This is a genomic window from Streptomyces sp. NBC_00122 (assembly GCF_045160845.1).
Taxonomy (GTDB): Bacteria; Actinomycetota; Actinomycetes; order Streptomycetales; family Streptomycetaceae; genus Streptomyces.
The window spans coordinates 7,042,603-7,061,638 of record NZ_CP108191.1 but is presented as its reverse complement, the minus strand read 5'-3'; the positions used below and the strand labels follow the sequence as shown (position 1 = coordinate 7,061,638).

Sequence of the window (19,036 nt, the reverse complement as noted above, 5' to 3'; positions counted from 1 at the left end):
GCCTGGCACCCGCTCAACGCCGGGTGAGGTTCTGGTAGTCGCGCAGAGTGATGTTCTCGGCGGCCTTGCGGGCGATGTTGGCGGCCATGTTCCTTCCCGGCAGGTAGGGCATGACCTTGTAGTAGCGGTTGAGGAGCGCAGCGAGGAAGCGGTTCCCGGGGACCATGAGCGTGGCGATGCCGTCGCCCATCTTCTGGCAGCCTTCCGCGTACTCACGCATCTCCTGCTCGTATCGGGCGAAGGCGACCCGGTGGTCGCCGCGCGCGGCGGCGAGTTCTCCGGCGAGGACGTACGCACCCACCAGAGCGAGTCCCGAGCCCATGCCCGAGAGGGACGAAGGGCAGTAGGCGGCGTCGCCGACCAGGGTGACGCGGCCGTGCGACCAGGTGTCCATGTGGACCTGGCCGACCGAATCGAAGTAGAAGTCGGGGGCGTAGCGCATGTCGTGGAGCAGGCGGTCGCTCTGCCAGCCGCTCCCGCCGAAGTGCTCGGTGAGCACGTCCTGCTGCCGCGTCACGTCGCGGCGGTTGAGGTCCAGCTGCGGCGAGCCGAAGTAGAAGACCGCCTTGGCCTGGGTGTTGTGACGAGCGCTGTACATCGCGACGAGCTTGCCCGCCGTGCGGTACGCGTGCCCGGTGTGGTCGAGCCCGAGATGGTTGGCCGTGGTGAAGATCGCGCAGTAGACGCCGAGGTGCTTCACGTACTGTTCCTCCGGCCCGAACGCCAGGCTCCGGGTGCGGGAGTGCAGCCCGTCCGCGCCGATCACCAGGTCGAACCTGCGCGGCGCACCGCGTTCGAAGGTGACGCTCACGCCGTCGGCGTCCTCGGTGAGGGAGGTGATGGAGTCTCCGAAGACGTACTCGGTGTGTTCCTTCGTCGCGTCGTAGAGGACCCGGGCCAGGTCGCCCCGGAGGATCTCGATGTCTCCCGCGAACAGGTCGGCGGGGAGCTTGGCCTGCGGCTTGCCCGCACTGTTCACGTACGACATGGAGCCCATTCCGGTGCGGACGCGTTCGAGATCGTCCAGGATGCCCATGCGGCGGAGCACCGACAGGTGTGCGTCGCCCCTGAAGTCGACGGCGTAGCCGCCTTCGCGCAGGGCGGGAGCGCGTTCCACGATCGTCGCGGTGAAGCCGTGACGGTGGAGCCAGAAGGCGAGCGCGGGGCCGGCGACGGAAGCGCCGGAGATCAAGACCGTGTTGTTCTTCATGGGTGAGAGCATCGTGGGAAGCGCTCACCACGCACTCACGGCCGGCTCACCACGTCGATGACGGTCTCGGGCAGCCCCATCATGCGCAGCGCGCCCGCGGTGGCGTTGCCCATCACGGACGCCGCGTACTCGGCGGCTTCCCGGTATCGGACCACGGCCGCGGCGTGGCGGCCGCGTGCCTCGGCGACGCGGCCGAGCCCGGCGAGGGTGCGTACGCGGTTGCCGGCGCTCTTGATCCAGTGCGGATCGATCCGTTCCAGGGCCTCGGTGTACAGGCGTTCCGCCTCGTTCAGGTCCTGTTTCAGCAGGGCTATGTCGCCGAGCCCGCGCAGGGCCGACGCGAGGCAGGTGGGGCTTCCGGCGCGGCGGGCGAGGGCGGCGGCCCGGGCGTAATCGGCGGCGGCGGTCCCGGGGTCGTCGGCGAAGACGTGATCGCCCCGGTTGGTCAGCTGGTCGGCGCTGTCTTCCAGGGCTCCGAGCTGCTCGGTGAGTGCATGGGCCTCATCGGTCAGTGTGATCGCCCTGGTGCGGTCGCCTCGTGCCCCCGCCAGGGTGGCGAGTGCGTCCAGCGCCAACGCGCTGCCCCAGCGGTCACCGGCCGAGCGGAACTCCTCGATGGCCTCGGCGAAGGCCTGTTCGGCGCCTGTCGTATCCCCTTCGGCGAGGGGGCCGAACCCCGACACGTACTGGGCGGCCGCCCGAACCCACGGCTCGGAGCAGTCACGCCGGCGGGACACGAGCGCGAACGCGCGCCGGGGGTCCGCCTCGGTCGCGTTCCGCATCATCCACAGCAGCAGGACGGCCGGGTAGCGGCCCTGCCGGGCGTCCGACCACGCGTCAGCCAGCTCCTGCTCGGCCCGGGTACGGTGTCGCCGCCAGACGGCGGGCCCGGCGGCACCGGCCGCCGCCAGCAGGAGGCACGCCACGTACTCCTCGCCGAGGCCGGCCGGAGGCGCGTCGCCGAGGGCATCGAGCAGCGCCGTCGCGTGTGGCGAGGCCGAGTGGGACACGCCGCGGATCCACAGATAGGTCGCGGCCGACGCGAGCAGCTTCAGGGAGGTCTCCACCTGCGCGGCCTCGACCGCCCATCGCACGGCTGCCAGGAGGTTGCCGTGCTCGGCGGCCAGGATTTCCAGCCATCGCAGCTGCTCGGCCCGCCGCAGGTACGGATCGGCGGTACGCACCAGTTCGAGGAAATGCTGGGCGTGCGCGCGCCGTACCGTCTCGCCTTCGTCAGCCGCTTCCAGCCGTTCGGCGGCGTAGGCGCGGATCGTCTCCAGCATCCGGAGGCGGCCACCCGACATCTCGAGGAGCGACTTGTCGATCAGTGACTCCAGGGTCTCCCCGTCGGCCCCGCATACCGATATGGCCGAATCGGTCGTCGCGCCTGCCGCGAAGACGCTGAACCGTCGCGCGGCCCGCTGCTCGGATTCGGAGAGCAGCCCCCAGCTCCAGGCGACCACCGCGCGCAGGGTGCGGTGCCGCTCATCGGCCGTACGGCTGCCGCGGGCGGCGGCCACGCCGAGCCGGTCGTCCAGCCGTCCCGCCAGGTCTTCGATGTCCAGCGTGCGCAACCGCGCCGAAGCCAGCTCGATGGCCAGCGGCAGGTTGTCCAGCGCCGAGCAGATCCGCCGCACCGTCTCGGGGTCGTCGGCCGAACCGCGCCGGACCGCGCCCGCCCGGTCGGTGAGCAACCGTGCGGCCGCCTCGTCGCCGAGCGGTCGGACCTGCCAGAGGTTCTCCCCCATGACGGCCAGCGGCTCCCGGCTGGTGGCCAGGACGCGCAGCCGCGGGCAGGCCGCCAGCAGCCGCGCCGACAGGGCCGCGACCTGTTCGACGACGTGCTCGCAGTTGTCCAGGACGAGGAGGATCACCCGGTCGGACAATGCCGCGACGAGGCGCTCGGTGGGCGTCTGGGCGCTGCTCCCGAGCTGGAGCCCGTTCTCGCGCAGCCCCAGTGCTCCCAGCAACAAGTGCGGCAGGCCGTCACCGTCGCTCAGAGGGGCGAGCTCCACGAAACACACGTCGCCGCCGACCCTTCCGGCGACCTCGACCGACAGCCGGGTCTTACCGACGCCTCCGGGGCCGACCAGGGTGACCAGTCGGGCCACGCGCAGCAGATCGGCGACCTCGCCCATCTCCGCGGCGCGGCCGACGAATGAGGTCAGCTGAGCGGGAGGCACCGCGTGGGAGGGCGACGGATCGGCGCTCAGCAACTCCCGGTGGAGCGAGACCAGCTCGGCCGAGGGATCAGCGCCCAGCTCATCGGCCAGGCGCCGCCTCGTCTCCTCGAACACCACCAGCGCTTCGGCCTGCCCGCCCTCGGCGAACAGCGCGCGCATCAACAGCCCCGCCGGCCGTTCCCGCAGGGGATGGCTGTCCACCAGCTCGCGCAACTCGGGCACGGCCGCCCGGTGCCTTCGCAGCCGCAGCTCGCCCTCGATCCGGTCCTCCAGCGCTCCGAGCCGGCACTCCTCCAGCCGGGCGGCGGCAGCCTGAGCCGTCCGGCTGTCCGCGAGATCGGCCAACGCCGGCCCTCGCCACAGCGCCAGTGCCTCCCGCAGGAGTGCCACCGACCGTTCGACGTCGCCGTCGGCCAGCGCGGACCTGCCTTCCTGCGCCAGCCGCTCGAACCGGCAGGCGTCCACGTCTTCCGGATCCACCACGACCCGGTACCCCGTCCCGGCCCGCTCGATCGTTGCCGGACCCAGCACCGCGCGCAGCCGGGACACCTGGGACTGCAGTGCGTGTGACGCCGACGTCGCCGTGTCCGGGGCGATCTCGTCCGCCAGCCGGTCGGCCGACACCACGTCGCCGGGACGCAACAGCAACAGGGCCAGCAGCGCTCGGCGGGCCGGACCGCCCAGCGCGATCTCGGCCCCGTCGTCGTGCCGTGCCCGGGTCTCGCCCAGGATGAAGAACTGCATGCCGGTGATTATCCACCGGAAATGATCACGCGAGGGGGCCGAGGTAGGTCCCACCGGAGACGTCGACGGTCTGGCCGGTCACCCACCGACCCGCCGGCTCCGCCAGGAAGCCGATGACGTCGGCGACGTCCTCCGGCTCACCGATCCGCCCGAGTGCGGTCATCGCCTCCAGCCCCGCGACCACTTCGGGGATCGAGGTGTAGCCGGCGGTCATGTCGGTCCGGATCGCGCCGGGCGCGACGGTGTTCACCGTGATACCGCGCCTGCCGAGCTCGTTGGCCAGCGACGGGGCCATCGCCTCCAGCGCCGCCTTGCTGACGGTGTAGCCGATCTGCGTGGCCACCGCGAACCGGCTGGCCGTCGACCCCATGTTGATGACGCGTCCGCCGTCGTTGAGCAGGGGCAGTGCACGCTGGATCACGAAGAACGGCGTGACGACGTTGACCGTGAGCAGCCTGGTGAACTCTTCCGGAGTGACCTGTGAGATCGAGCTGCCCGAGCTGATTCCCGCGTTGTTGACCAGGATGTCCAGACCCCGGCCGGCCAGCCCCTCTGTCAGCTGCTCGAACAGCCGGTCCACGGCTCCGTCTTCCCCGAACCGTGCACGTACGGCGAACCCCTGCCCGCCCGCCTTCTCGATCAGCGCGAGGGTCTCCCGCGCAGCCCCGTCGTCACCGCCGTAGTGGACGGCGACCAGGGCCCCCTCGGCTGCCAGTCGCAAAGCGGTCGCCCGCCCGATCCCCCGCGAACCACCCGTGACCAGCGCCGTCTTACCGCTCAGCATGCCCATCGCCTGCTCCTCGTCCCCTGACCGGGTCTCGACCGACCCGGTGACAGACCCCACCATCACGCCGACCGCTCACCGCACGCTCACCACGCCCTCACCGCGCACGCGGCCTCCCGTACGACGGCCGGGGTTCGCCGCGAGGGCGGCAGCTGAAACCACGAGTCGGCGACGCGTCAAGCGCCGGGGGCCGACCGGGGAGTCCTCGGCCCGAAAGGGGCTCAACGAGCGAAGGTCTCGCGCGGTTTCACCCTCTGTGCGCAAAGCGCACCCATTCCGCCACGTTGAGTGAGCATGTATCCAATGTCCGCGCCTGTGCCCGTCACGAGGGAGCCGCTCGTCATGCCCACGCTGCTGATCAAGGGTTCGTACCCTCTCATCGGAGGCCGCTTGGACGGGGACACCGTCCACTTCCAGCCGGACAAGAAGGAGGAGTGGCAGCTCGTCCCCGGCCCCCACAACGTTCAACACAACGGCTCCGGTCAGGCCAAGCTGCGGCTGGACGCCATCGACGCGCTGGAGACCCACTCCTCGCGCACCGGCCCCGAGGTCCACCAGCCGTTGCTCCACGCCCACGCCGCCCGGGACGAGTTGACGCGGTGGCTCGGCTTCACCGACGTGCAGCTCCCCGACCCCGCCAACCGGGTCACGCTCTCCGACCAGCGCGACGGTCTCGACGTACCGCGGCCCAAGATCGCGCACAAGATCGACGACCACTCCAAGCGGGCCCTGGCGTACCGCCATGCCCTTGCCCGCCGCATCTGGCAGCATCTGGAGGACACCGCCGGTGCCACGGAAGTCGAACCGCTGCAGCCGACGCTGAAGTTCAACGGCGGCCGCGGTCGCCCTGCGTACGGCCGACAGACTGGCCGCAGTGCTCTGAGCCGCACCGTGACCGTCACCACCCGGCTGGTCATCGCCCGGCACGGCGAGGCCCGGTGCAACACCGCCGGGCGCGTCGGCGGCCCGAAGACCTGCACCGGACTCACCGATGCCGGGCGCTTCCAGATCGAACGACTGGCCGCCCGGCTCGCCGCCGAGCAGGACGCCGGGAACCCTGTCGGCGCCGTGTACGCGGGGCCCCGCCGACGCCTCCAGGAGAGCGGCCGCCTCCTGGCGGACGGCCTCGGCCTGCCCCTCCTCACCGATCCCGGCCTCGACGGCCCCCGGCACGGCCAGGCGGACGGGATGCTCTGGCGTGAGGTCGAAGCCTCGTTCCGGGGAGCCCCGTACGCCCACCCGAACCGGCCGTGCGCCCCGGACGCCGAACCCTGGAACAGCTATCTGACCCGAGTCACCCGCCACCTGGCCGGTCTCCTCGAACGCCACGACGGCGGGCACGTCCTCCTGGCCGCGCACGGCGAAACCCTCCACGCGGTCTGCCGTCTCCTCCTCGGGATCCCTGTCAGCCGGAGCCCGGTCATGGGCTTCGGCGCCACCCACGCCGGTCTCACCCGCTTCGAACTGCGTCGCGACGATTTCGGCGATACCCGCTGGATCCTCGCTGTCCTCAACGACACGGCGCACCTGCGCGGGCCTGGCTGACTGACGGTGTGGTGGTGGCCGGTGCGGACTGGTCCCGCGTCGCGGTGGTCCGAGCCTAGAAGGCCGAGTGCGCGAACCAGTGGTCGAGCAGGTCCTGGTCGCCGAGCAGGTGGAAGGCGTCGCTCCGGTGGTCCAGGCGGCCGTAGAGGAGCAGCAGGAGGTCGGCGGGCGTTCCCCGGACCGTGGCGTCCGCCGCGCGGGCTTCGGCGCCGTCAGCCAGCAGGCCGAAGCCGTCGGGGCGCAAGCCGACCTTCCAGTCGCCGTCAACCACGCCGTCGCCGTCACTGTCGCCGTCGGTGCAAGTGAAGCGAATGGTCCGGTCAGGGGCGCGCAGTTGGGCGGTCAGCGGCGCGAAGGAGGATGCGAACGGCAGGTTGGTGAGGAACTCGTCGATGCCGTCGACCGCCAGTACGCGGTCGACGTGCGGTGAGACCCCGAGTGCGAGTTGGGCGTCGACCCGGTGGACGAGGGTCTCGAAGAGCATGCGCCGGACCCAGAACCGGGCGTGCTGGTCGACTCCCCAGGCCCACATGGGCGCGTCCAGGTCGGTGCCGGCGAACACCTCGGCGGCCTGCGCTGCGCTCGCGGAAAGCCAGTCCGGGAGCCCTCCGGGGTGCTCCGGCAGGCGCAGGTCGACCTCACGGCTGGTCGGCGGTTGCTGGATGCCCCGGCGAAGCAGCTCGGTGAACCACCGGTGCACGCTGCCGACGTGCTGCGTGAGGTCCCCGAGAGTCCAGCCGGGGCAGGTCGGCACCGGGGTGGTGAGGTCGGCTGCCGTGACCGTGGCGACGAATGCGGCGGTCTCGGCTGCGACGGCAGCTCCGTGCTGGGCGGGGTTCATGTCGGTGCCCTTCCTCTGATGGTCTGCCCCAGGCGGCGAGAATACTTAAGCAAATAGATGGTTTACATCCTTAAGTAATGGCGAAGGTAATTCGCGAGCGCCGAGGATGTCAACTTCCCGGGCGATTGGGCGAGCGGGATCACGCCGAGCGCGCGGGCGCGCAGCAGCGCGTCCCAAGTGGCGAGCCGAGCTCGACGGAGTCCGCGCAGGAGGCGGTTGAGCAGTACCGCACCGGCCGCGCCGGGGAGGGCGTAGGCAGCTGCCGCGAGCGCCACCCACATACCGCGGTCGTCAGCGGGTGCCGGCTCCACCGCCAGCCGGCCGACGTCGACCACGGCCATGCCGTCGACCAGGGACGAGACCGTGTACCCCGACAGCGGACGCCGCACCACCGGCAACCCCAGCCGGGGTCATCACGGTCCGGAGCCGGCCAGGTCCTCTCAAACGGATCACCGCGCGGCACGATTCCACCCTGCGCGTCGGTCAACGGCGCCGCTGGGCCGACGTTCTGATGATCTGAAAGATTTCGCCCACGCATTGTCATGGCGCATTCGAGCGAAATCATTACCGAAGCCGGAGCCACGATATCCGACCCGACATCCCTTGTGCTGGTCTATGTCCGTCACATCCGGCACACACGGGTCCTCCGTCTTGGGGCCCTGTCTGCCATGAGCAGCGAAAGGTGCATCTTCGTGATTCGAGGAACAAACGCGAACGGCGGAAAGCGGCGGCTGCGTACGCTTTCCGCGCTGGGCGCAGTGGGGATCGTCGCCGGGCTCGCTTCCAGCCTGCCGGCGTCACCGGCCGGTGCCGTCCCGGCTCCTGCGGCGGCTGTCGCGCAGCAGCGTCCCGATCGAGACGGCGTTGCGTGCGACGGACAGGTCTACGTCTCGTTCGGTGACCCGGACCAGCTCTACACCGCCGACAGAGGGCCCGGAACCGTCCAGTTCACGCCGCTGGGCGACCCGACACCGTTCCTCTACAACGCCATCGGCGTGAACCCGCACGATCGGTACCTCTACGGGACCACGTTCGGCAACGCGAACAACGACCTGGTCCGCTTCGACCGCAATGGAGACTTCACCAACCTCGGTGCCATTGCCGGCCTGCCGCCCGCCCTCTACATCTCGGGAACGTTCGACGACGAGGGCAACTACTACGTCCTGGCCGACAACACGGGCCAGATCTACCGGATCGACGTCACCTCCCGCTCCGTCACGGGTGTCATCGATGTCCCGGAGCTGGCCGACCCGGAACTCGACGTCTTCGACATCGCGTTCCGTGACGGATTCCTGTGGGGCTCAACCGACGACGGTGCCATCACGCGGATCGACATCGCCAATGAGAGCGTGGACTTCTTCCCGGGTGTTCTTCCGGGCGGCGAGGACTTCGGCGGCGTCTTCACGTACGGCAACGGCGACCTCGGATTCTTCCGCAATTCCGGACAGCTCATCCGAGTCCACGTGAAGAATGCGACCGGTTCCAACCCCTGGTTCACCGTGCTGTCGACGCAGACCACGACCCCGGCGACGAACCTCGACGCCACCTCCTGCTTCCTCGACTCGTCCGCCGACCTGGCTGTGCACAAGCACGGCCCCAAGAGCGTCGAGGCGGGCAGCGAAGTCAGCTACCGCATCACCGTGAAGAACCTGGGGAAGCACGACTCCTCCGGCTGGTCGCTGATCGACGACATCCCCGCGAAGATCCTGACGCCCACCACGCCGACCGAAGGGTGCGAGATCACCGACGGCATCCTCTCCTGCACGGGTGGTCCGCTGCCGAAGGGCGACCGTGTGGAGGTCGAGGTGACCGGCACCGCGGCCAACGTCTCGAAGCCCACCACCGTGAAGAACACCGCCAGGGTGTTCGGCGACGACGCGGACCCAAACAAGGAGAACAACAAGGACACGACGGCCACCCGCATCACGCCGAAGGACGACGCCTAGGCTTTCGGTTCACCTCGCTGACCGGATGAAGATGGTGGCGGTCCAGTCGTAGCCGACGGCCAGACCGCACCATCCGCCTCGCCTGCCACCCCGGCGGCAGGACCTTCCGGTCGTCGTACCTCCGAGGCAGCAGTACGTAGGTGCGCAGTGCCACCTGCTGCACGTGCCGCTGCTGATCAGCGGGTTGGCCAGTGGGCTTCAGCGGCGGCTTCCGCTTCGGCCTTCCACACGGGGCGCAGCCGTTCGACGGTGGCGGTCGCTTGGCCAAGACCCGCCCGGTACGCCGGTTCCCAGTTCGCCCTGTCCTGCAGGTCGGAACCGAAAGCCCGCACCGCATCCGGATCCGGACCGACGGTCACAACAGCCCGCGCCCCGACGGCTGCCAGCTGCTGCTCAAGCTGCTCCCGGGGAAATACGTGTGCCAACGGCTCTACGACGACCAACGTGTGGGCACCGGCCGCGAGATCCGCGTTCGTCCCCGCGCGCAGGGCGCCGTCCATGTACCGCCGCCCCTGGACGGCGACAGGCGGCTCGGCCCCGGGAAAGGCGCTGCTCGCGGCCACCGCGTGCACCAGCGGCACGCCGCTCGTGCGGTCCCACACAACGGGCTCACCCGTGGCCGCGTCCACCGCGGTGAGCATCAGCTGCCGGTCCGGCCAGGTGGTCGAGCCGATCAGGGCGCCCCGCGCCGCGAGCAGCGCCCGTTCGTCGTCGGAACCGGCGTGGTCGAGCGCGATCCGGCCGACCCGGCGCCGGGCCTCCCCGGGATCCAGCCCCTCTTCACCGAGCACGGCGAACACGGAACCCATCACGGCGGCATCCACCTCACGCCGTGGCGCCGCCGGACCCGGCCGGCGCGCCGGGGCGGCAAGCCGGTCGAGGTCCTGACCGGTGGCCAGCAGCGCGCCGACAATCGCACCGGCCGACGTGCCGATGGTCAGGTCGGCTTCGCCGAGATCCACCCCACCGCGGCGCAGTCCGGCGGCCAGCCCGGCCATCCATGCCGTACCGACCAGGCCTCCTGGGCCCAGTACGAGTGCCCGGCCGAAAGTGGCTCCAGTACCGAGATGCACGAGCTCGTCCCCCTGTCATCAGACGGTGATCAACGTCGTCGACGGTAGGACCTCAACCCGACTTCAGGTCAAGCAGGCGGCGGGGACACCGCCTTTACCGGCTGACTGCGTCGAGCAGCAGTTTCGCGGCCACCGTCGCGCCGTCGGCGCGGATCATGCCGGCCACGCCCCTCGCCCGTACTCGGGTCTCGGGGGCCAGGGCCGTGGTGAGCGCGGCGGACAGGGACTCGAAGGTCGGCGTCGGGCCTTCGTGCGCCGCACCGATGCCCAGCTCGGCCACCCGGGCGGCCCAGTAGGGCTGGTCCGCGATCCGGGGGACGACCAGCTGAGGCGCGCCGGCCCGGGCCGCCGTCGTCGTGGTGCCCGCGCCGCCGTGGTGCACCACGGCGGCCACCCGGCGGAACAGTTCCTGCTGGTTGACCTCGCCGACGACGAAGCAGTCGTCGGCGTCGTCGATCGGGGCCAGGTCCGCCCAGCCGCGGGCGAGGAGTACGCGGCGGCCTTGCGCGCGGCTCGCTTCGATGGCCACCCGGGCGATGCCCTTCGGGGCATGTGCGGCCATGCTGCCGAAACCCACGTACACCGGTGGTGCGCCCGCGCCCAGGAACGCCTCCAGCCCCTCCGGGAGCGGACGGCCGTCGGGCAGGATCCACGCCCCGGTCTGCACGATGTCGAGGTCGGTCATGCCCTGCGACGGGCACAGCCTCGCGTCGGCCGCCAGCCACGGCCGGCCGGTGAAGACGTGGTCGCGGACGCTGTCCACCGGCGGCAGGCCGATCGCCGCCCGATGACTGCCCAGCGCCTCGCCGTACAACGCGTTCACCCTCTGGGCGTCCTGCTCCCACAGCACGCGGTTGTCGGTCTCGTCCTGCGGGGACTGCATGCCCGGTCGTGCCCCCGGACGGAAGTGCCGCGACGGCAGTCCGAAGATGTGGAAGCACGCGAACACGTAGGGGATGCCCAGCTTCTCGGCCACGTCCCGTGCGCCAGCCGGCATCAGGCCGGTCGCCAGCACCGCGTCACACCCTTCCGCCGCCCCGGTGAGCGTGTTGAACCGCGCGGCGACCAGCTCGGGAGCGAGCCGGAACGCGTCTTCCGCAGTCGGCGGCTTCGTACCGGCGACCACCGAGCGCACCGTCGGGCCGAGCGGCACCAGCGGCACGCCGACCCGCGCCAGCAGCTCCGCGAACTCCTCGTCCGGCGGCGCGCACACCAGCGCATCCGCACCGAACTCCCGCAACGCCACGGCCAGTCCCGCCAGCGGTTCGACGTCCCCGCGCGACCCCCACGTCGACAACAGCACACGCACTGCACATCTCCCCATTTCTGCAGATTCCGGCTCTGGGCCGACGATTCTGCGGTACGACCCGGGTCTTGCCGCAAGCCCCCCTGTGCGCTATAGGTTGATAGTGGCGAGGAGTTGGAGCTCCTTGCCTTTTGTTTTTGTCGTCCTCTGTGGACTGACAACCTCCTCGCGCAGCGACGACGGCCCGTCGCTGCGTGCCCGGGCCGGAGCCGTGTCCGCTGTGGGTGTGGGATCCGGGCGGCGATGCCACCACCAGCCGGCTGGGGTCGTATCCGCGGGCGCGCCGGTCAGTTCCCTGCGCAGGCTCCCCGACGGGTCTTCCCCTGTTGCTGCGGCGAACCGCCTGTCCAATTCCTCCAGTGCTCCGTCGAGCAGCTCGGTGACGTTGCCTGGCAGGCGGGCACCGATGGCGGCGAGTTCGTCGCGGGCTTCCAGCCGTTCTCGATAGAGGTCGGGTTACGGAGGCCGGGGGCGCCGTCAGAATCGGCCACGTCCACATCACCGACCGCGACACCGAGGCTGCCGGCAATGGCGATGGCGATGGCGATGGCCATGGTCTCGGGGCTGACGGCCGCGACGGTAAGCAAGTTGTATGTCACTGATACGTCCCACTGCTCCCCCGAAGGGACATCCGGGCAGATGCCCCGGCCCGCGAGACGGCTCCCCCAGGATCGTCGACGAGCGCCAAAAAAGATGCGGCCGACCATGTCGAGAAACCGTGGCTGGCTCCGTCCCAGCAGTGAACGCGACCACAATGGGTCGCACCAGCACCGAGGAGAACCACCATGGCCAAGTACTTGCTGCTCAAGCACTACCGCGGCGCCCCGGCTCCGGTCAACGACGTGCCCATGGACCAGTGGACGCCTGAGGAGATCTCGGCGCACGTGCAGTACATGAACGACTTCGCGGCACGGCTCGAGGGGACCGGCGAGTTCGTCGACGGCCAGGCGCTCGCTCCTGAGGGGCGCTGGGTCCGGTACGACGGTGAGGGCCGCCCGCCGGTCACCGACGGCCCGTTCGCCGAGACGAAGGACCTCATCGCCGGCTGGATGGTGATCGACGTCGACGGCTACGAGCGCGCCGTCGAGCTGGCCGGGGAGCTGTCGGCCGCCCCCGGGGCGGGCGGGAAGCCGATCCACGAGTGGCTCGAGTTGCGCCCCTTCCTCGCCGAGCCGCCCACCATCACGGAGTGACCTCTCCGATGAACGAGGCCCTGCTCCGGAGCCTCACGCCGAGCGTGCTCGGGATCCTCGTCCGCCGCGGAGCCGACTTCGCGGCGGCCGAGGACGCCGTACAGGACGCGCTGGTCGAGGCGGTCCGCGTCTGGCCCGCCGATCCGCCGCGGGACCCGAAGGGCTGGCTGGTGACCGTGGCCTGGCGCCGGTTCCTCGACGCGAGCCGGGCGGACACGGCGCGCCGCCGCCGGGAGGATCTCGTCGACGAGGAGCCGGCGCCCGGGCTCGCGCCCGCAGTGGACGACACGCTCCAGCTCTACTTCCTGTGCGCCCACCCGTCGCTGACACCGTCGTCCGCCGTGGCGCTCACGCTGCGCGCCGTCGGCGGGCTGACCACCCGCCAGATCGCCCAGGCCTACCTGGTGCCCGAGACGACCATGGCGCAGCGCATCAGCCGGGCCAAGCGCACCGTCTCCGGCGTGCGGTTCGACCGGCCCGGCGACGTCGCCACCGTGCTGCGCGTCCTCTACCTGGTCTTCAACGAGGGCTACTCCGGCGACGTCGACCTCGCCGCCGAGGCCATCCGGCTCACCCGGCAGCTCGCGACCGCGATCGACCACCCCGAGGTGTCGGGGCTGCTCGCCCTCATGCTGCTCCACAACGCCCGGCGCGCCACCCGGATCGCGCCCGACGGCAGCCTGGTGCCGCTCGCCGAGCAGGACCGCACCCGGTGGGACACCGAATCGATCACCGGGGGTGTCGACATCCTGCGGACCGCCCTCGCCCGCGACCGGCTGGGCGAGTTCCAGGCCCAGGCCGCCATCGCGGCACTCCACGCCGACGCGCCCACCGCCGAGGAGACCGACTGGGTGCAGATCGTCGAGTGGTACGACGAGCTCGCGCGCCTGACCGACAGCCCGGTCGTCCGGCTCAACCGCGCGGTGGCCGTCGGCGAGGCCGACGGACCGCGCGCGGGCCTGGCGGCGCTCGCGGAGCTGGACGACTCACTGCCCCGCCACGCCGCGGTGGCCGCATACCTCCACGAACGCGACGGCGACCTGGCGACGGCGGCGCGGCTCTATGCGGAGGCTGCCCGACAGGCGCCCAACCTCGCCGAGCGCGACCACCTGACGCGCCAGGCCGCCCGGCTCAACGCCCGCCGGCGTCCCTGACGGGTCCCGCTCGGATTCTCCCCGCCGATGCTCCGCCGCTGTTCCCTGCTGCGCGCCGCGCCGCGCCGCTCGGGCTCGGGCTCGGGGGCACCCTTCAGCCGATGGCCGCGCGAAGGTCGTCGGCCAGGACTGTGGCCGTGGCGTTCGCGGGGTCGACCAGGCGGGTGCGGGTGAGGGCGAAGGACAGGCCGCGCTCGCGGTCGGCGAACGCGATGCTGCCGCCGCTGCCGTGGTGGCCGAAGGAGGTCGGCAGGCCGGCCATCGCCGGCATCCCCAGGAAGTAGCCGAGCCCCTTCATGTGGTGCCTGACCAGCATCCGGTCCTTGCCATCCACCGCGATCGCCGCGGCTTGCGCCAGCCGCTCCGGCGACAGCAACCGGACCCCGTCGACCTCGCCCAGCAGCGCCGCGTACATGCGGGCGGCGGCCCGGGCGGTCATGGTCCCGCAGGCGAGGAGGTCGGCCCGCAGGTAGGCGGGGCGGTTGGCGAGGGCGGCGGTGGTCCACACTCCCCGGTTCGGTGCCACGAGCCGGGTGAAGGGCGCGCCCAGCGGGAGGCGGGCCAGATGCACCTCCCAGCCGCCCTCCACCAGCGGTGCGACGCGGGGCAGTTCGGACTCCGGGAGGCCGAAGTACACCTCGTCGGCGATCCCGAGGGGCTCGGCGATGTACTGGCGCAGTGCTCGCCCGGGGGTCAGGCCTGTGACACGGCGGATGGTCTCCCCGAGGATCCACCCGAAGGTCCAGCCGTGGTAGCCGCTGCCGGAGCCCGGCTCCCACAGAGGACGCGCCCCGGCAACGATCCCGCACATGGTGTCCCAGTCGCACAGCTCGGTGACGGTGAGCGAGCGCGGGAGCTGGGGGATCCCGGCGGTGTGGGTCAGGGCGTGGCGGACGGTGATCCCCGTCTTTCCGTGCGCCCCGAACTCCGGCCAGTAGCGCGCGACCGGGGTGTCGTAGTCGATCAGACCGCGCTCCGCGAGCACGTGCACCAGGGTCGCCGTGCAGCCCTTGCCGGTGGAGAAGCTGTGGATCAGCGTCCCGGGCCCTGGCACGCCCGCGTACGCCTCGGCGAGCGGCTCGCCGTGCAGGTACGCGGCGACCTGGAGCCCGCTCTCGGCGCCGGACGCGACGAGCGCGTCGACCGCCTTCTGAAGATCCATGCGGGCTCCCTTCCGGCGGATCGCCCACGCTAACTGCCACTCCACCCTGCGCATTCGAACGGCGCGGCGGAACAGGGAGGGAGGGCGGCAGGTTCCGCCCTTCGGCGGGTACGCGCAGCCGAGGTGCCCGGGTCGCCGGGGGTCAGGGCGCCCACTCGCGTGAGATCACCCAGCCCGCGAAGGCCTCGACCCCATCCACGACCGCCTCGAAGCGCAGCGAGTGGAAGAGGTCGAAGGCGTGCTGGGCGCCGGGGAGTTCCGCGTACACCACGGTGCCGACGGAGGCTTCCCGCAGGTCTGCGACGAAGCGTCGGGCGATGTCGACGTGCACCATGGTGTCCCGATCGCCGTGCACCAGGAAGAAGGGCGGCGCGTCCGCGGTGATGTGCGCCGAAGGCGAGGACTCCGGTCCCTGGCCGTAGTAGGGGCCGTAGTAGCCGTTCAGTCCGATCACCGCGGTGACCGAGGTGTCGGCGGTCTCGAAGCCCGGCTGGAGAGCCGGGTCGCCGGGGGTGAGGGCGGCCAGCGCCGCCATGTGGCCACCGGCCGAACTGCCCGCCATGAAGAGTGTCGCGGGGTCGGCTCCGTAAGCGTGGCCGTGCTCGCGAACCCAGGCGATCACGCGCTTGGCGTCGATCAGGTGCTCGGGGTGCCGGACCTCCGGCCGTAGGCGGTAGTTGGCGCTGACGCACACCCAGCCGCGGCTCGCGAGCCGGTGCAGCAGCGGCAGGGACTGGGTGCTCTTGCGGCCCCCGCGGTAACTGCCGCCGTGCAGGTGGATCAGGACGGGGGCACCCGACGGCCGCGCGCGGTGGTGGTAGACGTCCAGTTGGTGACGCCGGCCGCCGGGACCGTACCGCAGGTCCGCCACCCGAACCACGGCGCGCGGGCGGCCGGCGAACGGCCGGAACAGGATGCGGGCCAGCGTCCTGTGACCGCGTAGCCCGACAGTCGCGTCGGGGGCGATCGCGGCCCGCCAGTCGATGCCCAAGCCCTCGGCCAAGGCACGCTCGACCTCGGTCCGAGCCCGCAACCCGCGCCGTACGACGAGCACGAGCCCTGCCGCGGTGATCACGGCCAGCGCGACAGCCGCCCAGCTGCCGGGCCCGTCAACGTCTCCCTGGGCGAAGGCCACCGCTGTCCAGAGCAGGAGCCAGGCCAGGGCGACGAACGGCAGCTCGCCGATCACCAGGCCGATGCGGAAGCTCAGGTCGGTGAGCGGCCGCGGCCGGCGCACCGGGGCGAGGGCGAACAGCGTTCCCGCGGCAACGAACACCACGGTCCACAGGTAGCCGAGAGGCACAGGGCTCCTCCTCCGCATCACAGCCGCCACGGCCTCACGCCCGCGGCAGCGGCACCCCATCCGTGGTACCCCAACTGTGGTACCACGGATGGGGTATCACGGGCAACGCGAGCGGGGACCCAAGGCATTCGCGGCGTATCCGCCGCATCCCAGGCCGTCCGGGACGCGCACACACCGTCCTGGTCCGCCGCAGCGCGTTTGGCCCAGGCCGGGACCCGGAAGTGTCAGTGCCGGGTGCAACGATCTCCCGTATGAACAGCGGACCCCTCGACCTACGACAGGTCACAGCCCCAGGTCACGTCACTCCGGAGCTGAGGCAAGCACTCATCGAATGCTGGATCGAGATCACCAATGCCGGCGGGGCAGCGGGATTCCCCTTCCCTCCCATCGACGCGAGCCAGGCCACCCCTGCGGTCGACTCCCTCGTCTCGGGCCTTGCTCCCGAGACGAGTCGCCTCGTGGTCGCATCGATCGACGGCCACCTCGTCGGGTGGCTGAATGTTCGGCGTGACCCCTTCGAGCTCATCGCGCACTGGGGAACGCTCCACCATGTCCAAACGCGGACCGGCCTGCGCGGCCGGGGCATCGGGGCTGCGCTCATGCATCACGTTCGTGAGATCGCCCGAGACGAGATGGGGCTGGAGCAACTCCGCTTGGCCGCACGCGGCGGCGTGGGGCTGGAGGACTTCTACCGACGCCTCGGCTGGAAGGAAATCGGCCGCTGGCCGGGCGCCCTTCGCCTCGCCCCCGGAGACGATCGCGACGAAGTCCTGATGATCCTGGCTCCGCTCTGACGACGGGAGAGTGACCATCTGCGCCGTACGCGCAGCCACGGGACCGCCAGACCCAGCACCGCCTGGAGAGCGGAAAGAAAGTAGCGGCGGGTCCCCGTGGTGCCGGAGGATCAGCATCGTGGAAAGAGTGATGCAGCGGGTTCGCACGTCTTGGACCAAACAGTCCGTAGCGGGCTTGAATCCTCCCGCCGCAACGCGGCCCCCGTCGCTTTCCCCCTGCCGTTCGCCTCACCTCCGTTCGTACACGAGGTCCTGATGCACGAAGCTGACGGATTCAGGCCGCGGTTCGAGACCCACAGTGTCCTGCCCGACTCCGATGCGGACACCTCCGTACTCCTCCAGGAAGGAGACGGGCTGGTACGGATCCAACTGACGCTGACGCCACCACTACGCACCGAAACAGCTCCCAGAACTCGTCCGGAGAACCGACAACCAGACACCGCACATGCCTGGATCCAACCGGACGGGGCATGCGCGGAAGACGGGTCTAGAAGTGCGGGAGGACGAAGTCGTAGTCAGCCCTGGCCTGGCGGCTGTGGGCGCCGCCGACGGGACAGCGGCCGCTGTCTTGGAAGCCGTAGAAGAACATGCCGTAGCACTTCACGCAGGAGCGCCAATTACCAACTGAACTCCCACCCCGCCGCCGGGCAGGCCCGCTCCGCCGCTACCCCTGCCGTCATGCCAATGCAGCCAGAACGGCTGCGAAGCGATCCCCACAACACCGGATCCCGGTCCAGCAGATTCAGCCGGTCCCGCTCAAGCCACGACTCGTAACCGACGTGGCCGCCCGAGGTATCGGCGCAGTACCAGCCCGCGAAGCTGACGCTGTCTTGTCCCCAGCGAAAACCGCGAACCGGTTCACCAAGCTCGAACCGCACGCCCCGGACCTGCCCACAAACTCAGCGATCGTGCTGTCGGCGCACCATCTCGGTGATCCAGATGGGCGCGTAGGGAGACGTGCAGCCCGGGGAGGTCGGGTAGTCCTTGAGCACCTCCAGGCGCTCACCGATCTCGATCGCACGGGCGCGGAACTCGGCGTGCTCGATGCCGATCTGAGCCAGGCAGTGGTTCATCGCCCACTGCAGGCGGTCCGGGGCGTCTTTCATCTCCGCCTCGATGACGTCGAGCAGCCCCGCGAGGTCGAGGCCCTCGGGCTTCTTCGTCACGCGTTCGGTGGTCAGCGCCCAGCCGGCGCCTGCGACCACTGGATCCGGATCCGCGGACCAGGCCACGCGCAGCTCTTCGGAGTGCGGGCTCTTCTTCACCACGTAGTTCACGAGCCAGTCGTGCACCTTGGGCGTGCGTGCCTCGCGCACCATGGAGTCCAACTCGTCACGCTCGAACGCCTTGGGGCGGCAGATCAGGATCGCCAGGAGTCTCGCCGCGGTGTCGTCCGTCTCCCAGAGCCGGCACGCGAGTTCCTGCTGCGTCTTCAGCCGCTTCGCGAGGGCGCGCAGCTTGCCGAGGTTCACACCGTGATCGTCACCGTGCTTCTCGTTCACCTCGCGTGCCTTCGGGTCCTCGAGTTCGGCGAGCTCGGCCATCACCTCGGCCACCGTCGTCTCGGCCACCTCAGCCTCCTGTCCATCACGTGCGGGATTCAGCCTACGACGGGCGTCAGCCTCCCGCCGCACACGCCGGTTCGACGGCAGCCGCCGATACGAAATCCCGCGTCTCCACGCATTGGCTCAGCCGCGTACCGCCAGTTCGTCCGGGAGATCGGGGCCGCACCACATACGTTCCAGCGCGATGTCCACTCACTCGTGGTGGTGCGGCTCCAACTCATCACCCGGCCATG

General features: G+C 70.8%; 15 protein-coding genes and 1 pseudogene. 5 read left to right on the top strand and 11 right to left on the bottom strand.

Features of this window, described 5'->3' with window-relative positions:
• Positions 1-13 precede the first annotated feature (13 nt).
• The 3 genes from OG737_RS32230 to OG737_RS32220 are packed head-to-tail and all read right to left on the bottom strand — an operon-like array spanning position 14 to position 4,927.
• Positions 14-1,210 (bottom strand): FAD-dependent monooxygenase, encoded by a 1,197-nt coding sequence (locus OG737_RS32230; RefSeq protein WP_405922309.1) that lies wholly within the window; start codon positions 1,208-1,210, stop codon positions 14-16.
• Positions 1,211-1,245: 35 nt separating this feature from the next.
• Positions 1,246-4,137, bottom strand: a complete 2,892-nt coding sequence (locus OG737_RS32225) for a BTAD domain-containing putative transcriptional regulator (protein WP_405922308.1) — start codon at positions 4,135-4,137, stop codon at positions 1,246-1,248.
• A gap of 25 nt (positions 4,138-4,162) precedes the next feature.
• Entirely contained in the window at positions 4,163-4,927 is a 765-nt protein-coding gene (locus tag OG737_RS32220) for an SDR family oxidoreductase (protein ID WP_328929728.1), read from the bottom strand.
• Positions 4,928-5,263: 336 nt separating this feature from the next.
• Here OG737_RS32220 and OG737_RS32215 point away from each other — a divergent pair, with 336 nt between their 5' ends.
• On the top strand, positions 5,264-6,466 hold the full coding sequence (locus OG737_RS32215; RefSeq protein ID WP_405922307.1) for a histidine phosphatase family protein: 1,203 nt from the start codon (positions 5,264-5,266) through the stop codon (positions 6,464-6,466).
• A gap of 55 nt (positions 6,467-6,521) precedes the next feature.
• On the opposite strand, the gene OG737_RS32210 is transcribed toward OG737_RS32215, so the two are convergent.
• The gene (locus tag OG737_RS32210) at positions 6,522-7,307 is read right to left on the bottom strand and encodes a maleylpyruvate isomerase family mycothiol-dependent enzyme (protein ID WP_405922306.1); all 786 of its coding nucleotides are present in this window, start codon (positions 7,305-7,307) and stop codon (positions 6,522-6,524) included.
• A gap of 62 nt (positions 7,308-7,369) precedes the next feature.
• Positions 7,370-7,696, bottom strand: a complete 327-nt coding sequence (locus tag OG737_RS32205; RefSeq protein ID WP_405922305.1) for a hypothetical protein — start codon at positions 7,694-7,696, stop codon at positions 7,370-7,372.
• A 303-nt stretch (positions 7,697-7,999) separates the two neighbouring features.
• Here OG737_RS32205 and OG737_RS32200 point away from each other — a divergent pair, with 303 nt between their 5' ends.
• The gene (locus OG737_RS32200; RefSeq protein WP_405922304.1) at positions 8,000-9,253 is read left to right on the top strand and encodes a DUF6923 family protein; all 1,254 of its coding nucleotides are present in this window, start codon (positions 8,000-8,002) and stop codon (positions 9,251-9,253) included.
• Between the two features lie 176 nt (positions 9,254-9,429).
• Here the strand turns inward: OG737_RS32200 and OG737_RS32195 are convergent, their stop codons facing one another.
• Positions 9,430-10,326 (bottom strand): patatin-like phospholipase family protein, encoded by an 897-nt coding sequence (locus OG737_RS32195; RefSeq protein WP_405922303.1) that lies wholly within the window; start codon positions 10,324-10,326, stop codon positions 9,430-9,432.
• Positions 10,327-10,420: 94 nt separating this feature from the next.
• Entirely contained in the window at positions 10,421-11,635 is a 1,215-nt protein-coding gene (locus OG737_RS32190; RefSeq protein ID WP_328929722.1) for a glycosyltransferase, read from the bottom strand.
• 782 nt (positions 11,636-12,417) lie between these two features.
• On the opposite strand from OG737_RS32190, the gene OG737_RS32185 reads away from it, so the two are divergent.
• Together OG737_RS32185 and OG737_RS32180 are read left to right on the top strand one after the other, a co-directional pair.
• On the top strand, positions 12,418-12,825 hold the full coding sequence (locus OG737_RS32185; RefSeq protein WP_328929721.1) for a YciI family protein: 408 nt from the start codon (positions 12,418-12,420) through the stop codon (positions 12,823-12,825).
• A gap of 8 nt (positions 12,826-12,833) precedes the next feature.
• A complete protein-coding gene (locus OG737_RS32180) occupies positions 12,834-13,979 on the top strand; it encodes an RNA polymerase sigma factor (protein ID WP_405922464.1) in 1,146 nt (381 codons plus the stop codon).
• A 94-nt stretch (positions 13,980-14,073) separates the two neighbouring features.
• On the opposite strand, the gene OG737_RS32175 is transcribed toward OG737_RS32180, so the two are convergent.
• Together OG737_RS32175 and OG737_RS32170 are read right to left on the bottom strand one after the other, a co-directional pair.
• Positions 14,074-15,141 carry a serine hydrolase domain-containing protein gene (locus OG737_RS32175; RefSeq protein ID WP_405922302.1) on the bottom strand — a complete coding sequence of 356 codons (1,068 nt, stop codon included), beginning with the start codon at positions 15,139-15,141 and terminating at the stop codon, positions 14,074-14,076.
• A 142-nt stretch (positions 15,142-15,283) separates the two neighbouring features.
• On the bottom strand, positions 15,284-16,444 hold the full coding sequence (locus tag OG737_RS32170) for an alpha/beta hydrolase (RefSeq protein ID WP_405922301.1): 1,161 nt from the start codon (positions 16,442-16,444) through the stop codon (positions 15,284-15,286).
• Positions 16,445-16,695: 251 nt separating this feature from the next.
• Here OG737_RS32170 and OG737_RS32165 point away from each other — a divergent pair, with 251 nt between their 5' ends.
• A complete protein-coding gene (locus OG737_RS32165) occupies positions 16,696-17,238 on the top strand; it encodes a GNAT family N-acetyltransferase (protein ID WP_328929718.1) in 543 nt (180 codons plus the stop codon).
• A gap of 672 nt (positions 17,239-17,910) precedes the next feature.
• Here the strand turns inward: OG737_RS32165 and OG737_RS32160 are convergent.
• Both OG737_RS32160 and OG737_RS32155 read right to left on the bottom strand, forming a co-directional pair.
• A pseudogene (locus tag OG737_RS32160) lies at positions 17,911-18,116 on the bottom strand (hypothetical protein); the annotation flags it as partial.
• A 21-nt stretch (positions 18,117-18,137) separates the two neighbouring features.
• The gene (locus tag OG737_RS32155) at positions 18,138-18,782 is read right to left on the bottom strand and encodes a DNA alkylation repair protein (protein WP_328930541.1); all 645 of its coding nucleotides are present in this window, start codon (positions 18,780-18,782) and stop codon (positions 18,138-18,140) included.
• Positions 18,783-19,036 lie beyond the last annotated feature (254 nt).